Genomic DNA, 12960 nt, shown 5'->3' on the forward strand with positions numbered 1-12960 from the left:
CTTTTCACATAATGAGGAAGCTTTACAATTGCACAATAAAGATTTGAGGTGGGCGATTATGGGAAATATTCGAAAAACAAAAATTATATGTACACTCGGTCCGGCGACAGATGAAAAGGATACCCTAAAGCAGTTGATGCTTGAGGGCATGAATGCGGCAAGATTTAATTTCTCACATGGGACACACGAAGAACAAAAAAAGAGACTTGATCGTGTTAAGAAATTAAGAAAAGAACTGAATCTTCCAATTGCAACAATCCTAGATACCAAAGGACCGGAGATACGATTAGGAAATTTTAAGAATGGAAAAGAACAATTAAAAGAAGGACAGCTTTTTACACTGACAATGCAGGATGTAGAAGGAACCGGAGAAATCGCATCCGTAACGTATAAGGAATTAATCGGAGATATTAAAGAAGGTCAAAAGATTCTGATTGATGATGGGCTGATTGCGATGCAGGCTGTGAAACTGACGGAAGATGAAATAATTTGTAAAGTGTTGAATGATGGAGAGATATCCAATCATAAAGGCGTAAATGTTCCGGATGTGCATCTTTCGATGCCGTATATCAGTGAAAAAGATTATGAAGATATTTTGTTTGGAATAAAGCAGGAATTTGATTTTATAGCAGCATCCTTTGTGCGTACAGCAAAGGATGTATTAGAGATTCGAAAAATATTAAAAAAACATGATTGTGATACCATTAATATCATATCCAAAATAGAAAATCGAGAAGGTGTTGAGCACATTGATGAAATCATACAGGTCTCCGATGCAATTATGGTAGCCAGAGGGGATATGGGGGTAGAGATTCCATTTGAAGAGGTGCCGGCAATTCAAAAGATGATTATTCGCAAGGTTTATCTGGCAGGTAAGCAGGTTGTGACCGCTACCCAGATGCTTGATTCGATGATGCACAATCCGCGTCCTACCAGAGCAGAAGCGGCAGATGTGGCCAATGCGATTTATGATGGAACAAGTTCGATTATGTTGTCCGGAGAGACAGCAGCCGGAAAGTATCCGGTAGAAGCTTTGCAGACTATGGTAAAGATTGCAAAACAGACAGAAAATCACATAGATTATAAGGATAAAAGCCTAAGAAGAAGATCGCAGGATGAAATTGATATTACAAAGGCGATTTCCCATGCAACCTGTACGACGGCAGCCGACTTGGATGCAGCAGCAATCGTAACGGTCACCAAAAGTGGGTTTACGGCAAGAATGATTTCCAGAAATCGTCCGAATTGTCCGATTGTTGGCTGTTCAACAGAAATCACAACCTGCAGGCAGCTTGCATTATCATGGGGGGTATATCCGCTTTGGGTCGAGCAGGCACAAAGTGAAGAAAGTCTACTTGATACCGGAGTGGATGCGGCACTGAAAGCGGGGCTTGTTCAGCAGGGAGATTTGGTTGTGATTACGGCAGGAATTCCACTGGGAGTTTCCGGAACGACGAACACAATCAAAGTGACAACAGCCGGGCATATTACCCTTAGAGGCACAGGAATCGGAAGTGGCAAGATAGAAGGAAATGTCTGCATCTGTAGAAATATCGAGGAGCTAAAAGATAATTTTAAGAGAGGGGATATTATTGTAGCGAAAGAAACCAACAATGAAATGCTCTATCTTATGAAAGAGGCAGGAGGCATTATTGTAGAAGAAGGTCATGAAGAATGTCATGCCGCAGTAGTAGGACTTACTTTGGAAAAACCGGTGCTAATCGGAGCCAGACATGCCACAAGTATGCTTAAGAATGGTGCTTATATTGTACTTGATGCTATGCAGGGAGTGGTGAAGTATAAAAATAATTAGTCGTTAAGAAATATCTGCAATCAGCCGAAATATAGATTGAAGAAGAAAAAAGGTGGTGAGCAGATGGCAACCTCGTTTAGTATTACAGGTTCAAGTTCTTTAAAAACAGATTATTATCTTCGTAAGTACTATGGAAATGACAGAAATCTTCGAAGCAGTAGCGCTGGACGTTCCGGAGAAAAAGAACGAAATCTTTCCATCGCAGATGCAAAAGCGCTTCGAGCAGCAATTAAGGATTTGAAAAAGGAAGTCGATCACGAAGATGAGGATTCCTTAGTAGAAGTATCTGCTTTTCTCAATACCTATAACAATTTGATGGATGCCACAGGTGATGTGGATGATAAGGATGTTAAGGCAGTAAAGAGTAAATTAAACAAGCTTTTTGATAAATACAAAGAGGAACTTAAAGATATGGGAATTACCCGTAAGAAGTCCGGAGAACTAGACGTAGATAAGGAGACTTTTCAAAAGACCACGATCGAGGAGTTGTCCAATCTGTTTTCAAAAGAAGCCAGGTTTTCGAAAAGTTTTACAGCATTATCGAAAAAGATGGAACAGGCAGCTACGGATTACCGTACAAGAGCAAATCAGATTGAGAAAATGATGAGTCAAAATAATAAAGCAAGCACATCGCAAAGTGATTCTACGGTTGTGGATGTGTCGATATAAAGTAGGGATGAAGTGCCGCGTTGAACACTAGAGTCAGCGTGGTGCTTTTTGTTTGAAAAATTGGATTTAGACTTTGAAAATTAAATAAAAAATAATAAAATAAATATAAGGATTCAGATATCATAGGACGTGGCGAGTGAGGGTAAGTTTATGAAAAATATGGAATACGACAGTTTGACAGGACTGCCTAATATGAGTAGCTTTTTGGAACTTTCTGATAATGGGATGAATAAAATCGTTGACGCAGGAAGTGTTCCGGCAATGCTTTCATTTAATTTAAACGGGCTTAGGATGTTTAATCGAAAGTATGGTATTGAAGAGGGACAAAAACTGCTTGTTTCATTTGGAAAGATATTGGAAAAATATTTTACCAAACATTGTTGTTCACGTTTTGGAGAAGATCATTTTTATGCATATGCGCAAAAGAACGGCATTGAGTTTAAATTGTATCAGATTTTTGATGATATGAGAAATCTTAATGATGGTCGTAGCCTTCCGGTTCGAGTCGGAATCTATATTCCATCAGGGTTTAGCGATCCATTGACCGCTGTGATGGCATGTGACCGTGCAAGAACGGCTTGTGATATGGATAGAAAGACCTATGAATCAAAGTTCGTATATTTCACAAAGCAGATGGAATTAGATGCCAAAGAACGAGATTATATTCTAAATAATATCGATAAAGCAATCAAAAACGGATATATAAAAGCATACTATCAGCCGAAAATCAGAGCATTAGATGGTAAATTGTGTGGTGCGGAAGTATTGGCAAGATGGGATGACCCGGTATATGGATTTATGGCTCCGGCTTCCTTTATTCCAATTCTAGAAGAAAGTAATCTCACATATAAATTAGATCGTTATATATTAGAGAGGTTGTCAAGTGATTTAAAGAAGGCAAGGCAGCGCGGTGACACCATTGTTCCGGTATCCGTGAATCTATCCCGCACGGATTTTAAAATGACCGATCCGGTTCAGGTTATGAAGCGAATTGTGGCAGAATCCAAAGTGCCAAGAAAGTTTTTCCGTGTGGAGATAACGGAGTCAACGGTTATGCAAGATCCGGTAGGAATGAAAGAGTATGTAGATAAGTTCCAGGAAGAAGGATTTGCCGTTGATATGGATGACTTTGGAAGTGCCTATAGCTCACTGGCGATGCTTCGAGAGTTTACATTTGATTCCATTAAGATTGATATGGGATTTCTTCGTAATTTTAATAATCGAAGCAAACGGATTCTACAGTCAATTGTTACGATGTCTAAGAGTCTTGGGATGCATACGGTTGCAGAAGGTGTGGATGATGAGGAGCAATATAATTTCTTAAAATCAATCGGATGCGAGATGATTCAGGGCTATTATTTTGGAGAACCTGCGCCTTTTGAAAAGTTTAATGAAGAAGTAAAAAAACATGGAATCATACCGGAGAAAGAACTGGAATGGAGTTTTTATAATGATATCGGACTAGAAGATGTTATCACGGATGAGGCCATGTCTTTGCAGCTGTTTGATGGACAGCGCTTTTCTTTGGTATACTTTAATTCCGAATATGAACGACTTATTGGAGAACAGGGCTTTACCGTACAGGATGTCCTTGAACGAACGGTAAATACGAAGGAAAAGGCTGTTTCTAGAGCCTACCATGATATTGTCTTTCGTGCCATGCAATATGGACGGGAAGAAGGAATGGCTTTTACGATGGGAATGAAATCGTATTATATCCGGGTTAAGATGTTAGCGTCTTATGAGCATGGATGTATGTTCAAAATAATTTTGGAAGATGTCACATTAAAAAAACAGATAGAGGCATCGCTTGAAAGTCATTCCAATCGAGCACTACGAGTTGAAAAGGATGAAAATGAAATATGGCATTCCTTTGTTGAGAATATCGATATTAAGATATTCTGGAAAGACGACAAGAGAAGATTTCTTGGTGCAAGCAAGGCTTTTTTGGAGTATTACGGAATTGCATCGCTGTCCGAAATTGTGGGAAAGACCGATGAGGATATAGGATGGAATTCAGAAGAAGAAAAATACAAAGCAGACGAGTATCGGGTTTTGAATGGAGAAACAATTCATCGTTCTATAGGAGAGACGATTGCAAAAGGCGCCTTGCATAAGATTCAGGCTACAAAATGCCCAATTGAAAAGGCCGGAAAAGTAGTAGGTCTCATAGGTTATTTTAATGATATAGAAGAATCTGACAACGAGACGTGTCGGAAGAATTCGGATCGTTCTTTGGAAACACACCACAAGGGATTTAGGATGGACGACAGTTCGCTTCTTACTTATGATATGATGGCGGAACTAAGCAAGGATATTCCGGTAGGCTATTCCATATTAAGAGCTGTTATGGATCAGGGAAGCATTGTCGATCTGGAGTATGTCTATGCAAATGAGCGCTTTTGCAATGCCTTTGGAGAAGAACAACAACATATCATCGGTCGCAGATTTTCCGAGGTGTATGGGGAAGGATACGAGCGATGGATGGAACGTGCACGTGTTGTGTTACTTGAAAACCAGCAGATACGAAAGAATGAATATGTAGAGAGATTAGGACATTGGGTAAATTTCGTGATTGCACCGACAAGAATCCCGGGATACTGTTTAAGTATTAATGTTTATACGGATACAAGAAGTAATGAGGAAGAGTTGCTGAAGAAAAATGCAACAAAAGATGATGTGGTCATTCGCATTGCGAAGATGATGAATGTAGAAGTAGATTATGCAAGCCTCATTAATCAGGTCTTAAAGGAACTTAGCCGGGTGGTGGAAGCAGAACGAATACAGATATTTGAGGTACATGAGGGAAGTATAAGGAACTTTTATGAATGGCATGCTCCCGGAGAGAAATCCTTGAAATATCTGACAACGGATATGCCTGAAAAAGAAAGAGTTGCCTGGAGAAGTTTTCTGGTTCAGGCCGGCATTATCGATATCAAAAATGTAGAAAGCCTTAAATACAGCGTGCCGGTAATCTATGAGCGGCTTAAGAAAATGGGGGTTTATAATCTGTATGCGGCGCCGTTTTATAACGGCAGTGAATTGGTTGGTTTCATGGATGTGGTAAATTACAATCAAAACAGCACGGTGGACACAATTGGATTAATTGACTCGGTGGCACCGTTTATTGCAAATAAGATATTAAATTATCAGCTTGTGGAACAGTTAGAACATTTGAGTCATAATGATGTTTTGACCGGTGTGTACAATCGTAATAAGTACCTGGCAAATTGCAAGTCTTATGAGAGAATGCATATTTCGTTGGGCGTGATTTTTACTGATTTGAATGGATTAAAGGAACGAAATGATCGCTATGGTCATAAACAGGGGGATATCTTTTTGATCGATGTTGCCAATCTATTATGTGATTTGTTCAAAGTGGAACGCGTATATAGAGTAGGCGGAGATGAGTTTGTTGTCCTTTTGCCGGGAATTTCAAAAGGCGATTTTGAAAAGGAAAGAAAACGACTTGAAAAAGCTCTTGAAGAAAGTTCGCATATCAGTCTCTCACCGGGATTTGCATGGACAGAGGATACAACATACATCAAAGAAACCATTAACAAAGCAGATCGGGAGATGTATGCTTATAAGAGAAATTATTACAAAACACATGAAAGAAGAAAAGAGCGTTAAAGCCGGATAAAAAGTAACAAAACATCGGCGCACAGGACTTAGCTACGAGTCTTGTGCGCCGTTTGGTTTAGGCGTTTTTCTTTTTTAAAGCTGTGATAATACTAAAAAACCCGGAGGCAGACAATACGATTAGCAAAATAAAAGCATGCATTGTACCCGTTATCGTACCTAGAGTCATGTCGTAAGACGCCTGAGAGGCGGCAACAATTGAGGAGATAATGGAAGTTCCGATTGCACCAAATAGCTGCTGAGCAGTATTATAAACCGCATTTCCATCTGCATTTAATGCTTCGGCAAGTCCCTTGATGCCATGTGTCATGGTATTTCCGATAATCAGACATTGACCAAAGGCAAAGATAAGATATGTTACCATCAGGGTTACAGGCCTTGCATTTTGAATCATCAAAAGAAAAATGATTTGAGAGATTATCACAACTACAATACCGAGTGTTAGTGGGAATTTTGCTCCCACTCGATCATATAGTTTGCCGCCGATTGGGGAAAGCAACATAGTAAGAATGGATCCCGGAAGCATGATTAGTCCGGCAATAAGCGCGCTTTGTCCGATGGCAAGCTGAGAAAAATTAGGAATCAGATAACTGATACTAAGCACCATAAAAAATGTTATGGAAAAAGCGCACAAGGAGCAGGTAAACTGTCTGCTTCGAAAAACCCGAAGATTGATGAGCGCATTCTTTCGGTGTAAAGTGCATTTAACAAAGCCTAAAGCACATAAAAAAGAGGCAGCGAGTAAGAGCAAAGTCGGTGCGCTGATCCATCCAAATGCCCCTGCCATGCTACAGCCGATAATGAGACTGGCAAAGCAGCCGGCAAGAAGCAGATAGCCTCTTAAGTCAAAGGAAGGCTTAGAAATCTTAGTTGACTGACGAATGGAAATGACGCCTACAATGAGAGCAAAGATTAAAAAAGGAAGAAGCACAATAAAGATGGTTCTCCAACCATATGTTTCTACCATGAGACCACCTACGGTTGGACCAATAGCCGGTGCTACGCCGGTAATCATCATTCCAACGCCCATCATCATGCCCAGTTTATCGTAAGGTGTCTGTTGCAAAATGATGTTATACATAAGCGGGAGAGCAAGTCCCGTACCAACACCTTGAATCAGTCTTCCAAGTAACAAAAATATAAAGGAAGGAGCCAGAGCTGACAGCAAGGTGCCGGCGATGAATAAGATAACAGCAAGCAAAAACAGTTGCTTCATTTTAAATTTTTTATTAAGAAAGGAAGAAGTAGGTACAATGGTTGCAAGTACTAACAGATAACCGGTGGTAATCCATTGAACCGTTGAGGTTGTAACAGAGAATTCTTCCATAAGAGTCGGAAAGGTCACATTCATTGCCGTTTCGACTAAAACACCGCAAAAGGACATCAATCCTGTTGCAACGATAGCAAGGACTAATTTTGCATCTAATTTTCTTTCAAATTCCATAATTTCTCTCCTAAATCTGATTGGTTTAAAGTGTCATAGACATCGTTTAACAGCTTAGATGTCTTAAGGATGTCTTCATCGGTGTAAGCACTGAGGATATCTGACATTTCCTTATAATAGTCTTCGATGTAGAGCTTTTGATATTCATGTCCTTTTTTTGTCAGCTGCAAGGTAATGATTCGCTTATCGGAGGTGGATTGTTTTTTATCTACCAGTTTCAGCGATTCGAGTTCATTAATTAATCGGGTGATACTTGGACGCGTTGCATGCATGACATCTGCAACATCGCTGACTTTGACAAGGGAATTGGTTTGTTGCAATTCATGTATGGTACCAAGAATACGAATATGCCTTGGTGTAATATCTTTTGGAAGAGCAGGAAGAAAGCTCAAAATCTTTCGGGCATAGGTACATGCGTCAATAAAAGTTTTTAACGTATCTGGTTTCATAAATAGATCCCTTTCTGCAAAAGTTATGCTAAGTAATTATCTTGGGTAATTATATGGCGGATTTTTGGAGCTGTCAATACATAATTTATACTTTTATGAAAAATAGTTATGACAAGGCGATAACCCATAAGGAATTGCTTGCCTCTTATTTGCAAATGAAAGGGAACAAGTGTATGATATAGAAGAAAAAATCTGGGATATTATAGCGAATAGAATACTAGAATTTAACTCAGTCGGAGTACAAGCTCCGACTGAGTTAAACGCTCCGCGAGGATGCGCACGGATTCGGGCAGGAATTTGTCTGCTGAAGCAGACCCGAATCCGGCGCGCAAGACTCGCGAGCGAGTCTTGACGATAAGTTAGCAGGGAGGTTTCAAATGCATATACCGGAGAATTATCTAAGTCCGGCTACCTGTGCAGTGATGACTGCGGCAATGGTACCGGTGTGGACAAATGCAGTAAGAAAGGTAAAGCCTGAAGTATCAAAAACAAAGATGCCGTTGCTTGGTGTTGGAGCAGCTTTTTCGTTTGTGGGTATGATGTTTAACGTACCGATGCCGGGTGGAACGACAGGACATGCAGTCGGGGGAACCTTGATTGCGTTGATGCTAGGACCGAATGCGGCATGTATATCTGTTACAATTGCGTTGCTGATTCAGGCATTATTATTTGGGGATGGCGGAATTCTTGCTTTTGGAGCCAATTGTTTTAATATGGCATTTGTGTTGCCATACTTAGGATATGCGATTTATTATTTGCTTAGAAAAAGGGTTAAGAGTGATAAAGGAAGATATGTGGCAGCGGGGATTGGCGCCTATATCGGGATTAATGCAGCGGCATTGTGTGCAGCCATCGAATTTGGGGTTCAACCATTGTTGTTTACAGATGCACAGGGGCAGGCTTTGTATTGTCCATATGATTTGACGATTTCAATTCCGGCAATGCTTGGAGGACATCTAAGCGTATTTGGAATTGTGGAAGTGATTTTTACAGTTGCATTGTTTGCATTTATAAAGAAGACATCGCCGGATATTCTGCGTGAAGAAGAGAAAGAAAAAATCAATATAAAACCGGTATGGATTTTGTTGGCTGTTTTGGTTGTTGCTGTTCCGTTAGGATTGCTTGCGCAGGGAACCGCCTGGGGAGAATGGGGAGCCGAGGAAATTGCACAGACGATTTCAAATGGTGATGTGCTGGGTTATACACCGGCCGGTCTGGAAAATGGATTTTCGTTATCGAATATCTTCCCCGACTATACGATGGCAGGGATTCCGGATGTGGTGGCCTATATCTTATCAGCTGTTGTGGGAGTGGCAATTGCCATTATTATATTTAAATTGATTTCAAATCGTATGAGAAATAAGATTGATTTTTCGAGGAATCCTGTTGATGATAAATGAGATACCAGACTGGATGCAGCAAGAGGAATCTTATGCACCGGTAAAAGACCATGATAATTTTATAACCAAAAGTATGTTAAATATACTGACTTTATTAGAACGCTTCCGTGAAAACGGGAGCGTCTATTGTAATGGAATTAATGCATTTGTAAAATTGTTATATACAATCTATGCAATTGTATTGGTATCATGTTCAAAGAATATGTTTTTTACCTATATTTTGCTTGGAAGTTTTTTGATTCGAATCTGCTTTCTTAAAGGAAATCAGTTGTCCAGGGTGATGAGTACAGCTGTTATGGCAGGAATTGTTTCAGCTTTGGTGATGTTACCTTCCGTGTTTTTGGGGAATCCGACAACGATGGTGACAATCGCGCTAAAGGTATTCTTTTCAGTAGGAATGCTTGTTTTGATGTCTGTGACGACCAGATGGAATAGGATTACGGCAGCCCTTAGACTCCTTGGGATTCCGAACCTGTTTATCTTTACGTTTGATCTTACATTAAAATATATTGCATTAATCGGTGAGATGAGCAGGCAATTGCTAATTGCGTTAAAGGTGCGTTCGGTCGGACGAAATCACAAAAAGGCGGATGCTATGGCAGGTGTTTTGGGGGTGATGTTTTTAAAATCCAAGGAAACATCGGAAGAAGTCTTTTTGGCGATGCAGTGCAGAGGGTTTTCTGGCTGGTATCCACCGATGAAAAAGACACCTGTTCGGGGCAGAGATTATTTGGCATTTGTTTTGATGGGTGCTGTTATGGCATTGTTTTTGATTGTTGAAGGGATTGTGAAACTATGAAAAAAAATGAAGCAGTAGAGTTTCCGATTATGGAACTTAAGAATGTATGTTTTGCATATGGCAGACAAGTAGCGCTTCGCAATGTCAGCTTTTCCGTGAATCAAAAGGAGACAGTGGTCATAACAGGACCAAATGGATGCGGTAAGTCAACATTGCTCAAGTTGATGAATGGATTGATTTTTGCACAAGAAGGGAACTATTCATTTGCAAATGATGAAATTACGGAAAAAAAGATGCAAAATCAACTTTATGCAAAGGCATTTCATCAAAAGATTGGTTATGTATTTCAAAATTCGGATGTGCAGCTTTTTTGTGGCAGCGTAAAAGAGGAGATTGAATTTGGTCCTTTGCAGATGGGACTGGATTATAAAGAAGTCGCCAAAAGAAGGGATGATGTGGCAAAGCTGTTTAGAATTGAGCATCTCCTTGAACGAGCACCCTATCATTTAAGCGGAGGGGAAAAGCGTAAGGTTGCCCTGGCCTGTGTGTTGTCCATGAACCCAGAAGTATTAGTGATGGATGAGCCGCTTGCGGGACTGGATAAAAAAAGCCAGATGTGGCTTATGGAATTTTTGCAATACATGAAAAAATCCAAAAAGACGATGATTATTTCTACGCACAATGAGGAACTTACCGATCTTTTAAAGGATCGGGTCGTGGAAATGAATGAAGCGTATACAATCCAAAGAATTTTATAAATGCCCGGCGTTTGTAAAAAAAAGTGTTGACAAGTACAAATTAATTGAGTACAATCGAAACATCAAATCAATTGAATACAATTAAATTGAACGGAGGACTATTTATGGAACGATATGATATTGCCATAATTGGAACCGGACCTGCAGGGCTTGAAGCTGCAATAACGGCGAAGGTTAGAAATAAATCAGTGCTTCTTTTGGGCAGTTTGGGTACGTCGGATAAAGTAGCAAAAGCACATACGATTGAGAACTATTTGGGACTTCCTAAGATTAGCGGAGCAGATATGTCAAAGGCATTTTTAGATCACGCCAAAGACATGGGAGTAGAGATTACACCGGACAAAGTAAATGCAGTATATGCGCTGGGAGATTTCTTTTCCATCCAGGGGCATACAGGTAATTACGAAGCTTCTAGCGTGATTTTGGCAGCAGGTATGAGTGCGATGAAGCCGCTCATTGGAGAGATGGAACACTTAGGACGCGGAGTCAGTTATTGTGCAACTTGTGACGCGGCCTTATATAAAGGCAAGAGCGCTATTATCCTGGCATATAGCGATGAGGATGAAGCTGAGGCACAGTTTTTAGCAGAACGTGCAGATCAGGTATATTATTTGCCACAGTATGATTTTTCCGGGAACCTTGGTGAGAAGATTGAAGTTATAACAGGTGTAAAGCCGTTGTCGATTGAAGTGTCAGATGGCTGGGCAACCTTGGTAACAGATGGCAAGGCACTAGAAGCGGATGGAATCTTTATTCTCAGACAGCAGATTGCACCATCTCAGCTCGTTCCGGGATTGGAACTAGATGGAAATCATGTGGCAGTAGATCGAAGTATGAAGACGAATATTGATGGCTTATTTGCTTGCGGAGATATTACAGGAACGCCATATCAATATATAAAAGCAGCCGGAGAAGGCAACGTGGCAGCACTTTCTGCTGTCGCTTATCTGGCAGAAAAAAAGAAAGCAAAATAGAATTTAGGAGGAAACGAATATGGTAAAGAAGATTAATACAGAAGAATTTAGAGCAATGGATAAAGCCGGAGTACAGGTAATTGATTTTAATGCAACCTGGTGTGGACCATGTAAGATGCTGGCACCGGTATTAGAAGAATTATCGGAAGATTTAGAAGGAAAAGCATCTTTCTTTGCAGTGGATACGGATGAGAATCCGGAGCTTGCACAGGAATTTCGAATCACAAGCATTCCGGCAGTTGCTGTAATCAAAGACGGTACATTGGCAGATATGCATGTGGGATTTGTACCTAAGTCACAGATGCTGGAGTTTGTTCAAAAATATCTCTAGGAAAAAGAGGTTGGATGAATGAGTGAAAATTATGATGAACTAAAGTTATGCAATCAGCTATGTTTTCCGCTGTATGCTTGTTCTAAGGAAATTGTAAAACGTTATAAACCGTTTTTAGATCCGATTGATTTAACCTATACCCAATACATTGCCATGATGGTGATATGGGAAGAAAAGGAAATCACAGTAAAATCCATGGGTGAAAAACTGTTTTTAGATTCCGGAACGCTTACACCGGTTTTGAAAAAACTAGAACAAAAAGGTTATATCAAGAGAGAACGCGCCAAGGATGATGAGCGAAATCTGATTATTTCGCTGACCAAACAAGGTGAAAAATTAAAAGAAAAGGCGGTCAGTATTCCAAAGAATATGGGTGGATGCATCTGTCTTAGTCCGGAAGAAGCATCGACATTGTATCAATTGTTATATAAGATTCTTGGACGTATATCATAAGCATAAGTAAGGCTGCGCTTAAAATGAGAAATCATTTTAAGTGCAGTTTTTTTATGGCGTTTATGGGGGGGTGTACAAAGCGCACAATTTGAGCGTGAAAAAACTGTGAAAAGCATACAATATAAAAAGTGCGTGTGGTAAAAAAGAACTAGAAGATTTAAAAATCACAAAAAAACAAAGGGAAAAAACAAAAAAATTCAATATTTTTTCCATATTCCGAAAAAATCTTAATAAAATCGAAATTTTACCACATAGTATTTTGGTTTTTATTTTTTTAAAATAAATGCA

The 12960-nt window shown here is 39.9% G+C and carries 11 protein-coding genes; 9 read left to right on the forward strand and 2 right to left on the reverse strand.

All coding sequences use genetic code 11. From position 1 onward, the window contains the following. The first annotated feature begins 67 nt into the window (after positions 1-67). The 3 genes from pyk (at position 68) to BLS20_RS02295 (ending at position 6115) form a co-directional block, all read left to right on the forward strand. Positions 68-1813, forward strand: a complete 1746-nt coding sequence (gene pyk, locus BLS20_RS02285) for a pyruvate kinase (protein WP_341443178.1) — start codon at positions 68-70, stop codon at positions 1811-1813. A 36-nt stretch (positions 1814-1849) separates the two neighbouring features. After that, on the forward strand, positions 1850-2482 hold the full coding sequence (locus BLS20_RS02290; protein WP_143010215.1) for a hypothetical protein: 633 nt from the start codon (positions 1850-1852) through the stop codon (positions 2480-2482). Between the two features lie 150 nt (positions 2483-2632). After that, positions 2633-6115 carry an EAL domain-containing protein gene (locus BLS20_RS02295; RefSeq protein WP_090171770.1) on the forward strand — a complete coding sequence of 1161 codons (3483 nt, stop codon included), beginning with the start codon at positions 2633-2635 and terminating at the stop codon, positions 6113-6115. 67 nt (positions 6116-6182) lie between these two features. Here BLS20_RS02295 and BLS20_RS02300 read toward each other — a convergent pair whose 3' ends face one another. Then, entirely contained in the window at positions 6183-7568 is a 1386-nt protein-coding gene (locus BLS20_RS02300) for a DHA2 family efflux MFS transporter permease subunit (RefSeq protein ID WP_090171772.1), read from the reverse strand. Then, positions 7547-8017: a MarR family transcriptional regulator gene (locus BLS20_RS02305; RefSeq protein WP_090171774.1), complete on the reverse strand. Its 471-nt coding sequence runs from the start codon at positions 8015-8017 to the stop codon at positions 7547-7549. The genes BLS20_RS02300 and BLS20_RS02305 overlap by 22 nt, the downstream gene beginning before the upstream one ends. A gap of 377 nt (positions 8018-8394) precedes the next feature. Between BLS20_RS02305 and cbiM the strand changes: the two genes are divergently transcribed. From cbiM to BLS20_RS02335, 6 genes are all read left to right on the forward strand, one after another. After that, on the forward strand, positions 8395-9417 hold the full coding sequence (cbiM, locus tag BLS20_RS02310) for a cobalt transporter CbiM (protein WP_090171776.1): 1023 nt from the start codon (positions 8395-8397) through the stop codon (positions 9415-9417). Next, positions 9407-10216, forward strand: a complete 810-nt coding sequence (locus BLS20_RS02315; RefSeq protein ID WP_090171779.1) for an energy-coupling factor transporter transmembrane component T — start codon at positions 9407-9409, stop codon at positions 10214-10216. The genes cbiM and BLS20_RS02315 overlap by 11 nt, the downstream gene beginning before the upstream one ends. After that, the gene (locus BLS20_RS02320; protein ID WP_242870513.1) at positions 10213-10914 is read left to right on the forward strand and encodes an energy-coupling factor ABC transporter ATP-binding protein; all 702 of its coding nucleotides are present in this window, start codon (positions 10213-10215) and stop codon (positions 10912-10914) included. Before BLS20_RS02315 ends, BLS20_RS02320 begins: the two co-directional genes overlap by 4 nt. A 104-nt stretch (positions 10915-11018) precedes the next feature. Further along, a complete protein-coding gene (locus BLS20_RS02325) occupies positions 11019-11888 on the forward strand; it encodes an NAD(P)/FAD-dependent oxidoreductase (protein ID WP_090171781.1) in 870 nt (289 codons plus the stop codon). A gap of 19 nt (positions 11889-11907) precedes the next feature. Next, the gene (gene trxA / locus BLS20_RS02330; RefSeq protein WP_090171783.1) at positions 11908-12219 is read left to right on the forward strand and encodes a thioredoxin; all 312 of its coding nucleotides are present in this window, start codon (positions 11908-11910) and stop codon (positions 12217-12219) included. A gap of 18 nt (positions 12220-12237) precedes the next feature. Continuing rightward, the gene (locus tag BLS20_RS02335; protein ID WP_090171785.1) at positions 12238-12672 is read left to right on the forward strand and encodes a MarR family winged helix-turn-helix transcriptional regulator; all 435 of its coding nucleotides are present in this window, start codon (positions 12238-12240) and stop codon (positions 12670-12672) included. The last annotated feature ends 288 nt before the right edge of the window (positions 12673-12960 follow it).

This window comes from Eubacterium oxidoreducens (genome assembly GCF_900104415.1).
Classification (GTDB): Bacteria; Bacillota; Clostridia; order Lachnospirales; family Lachnospiraceae; genus Eubacterium_C; species Eubacterium_C oxidoreducens.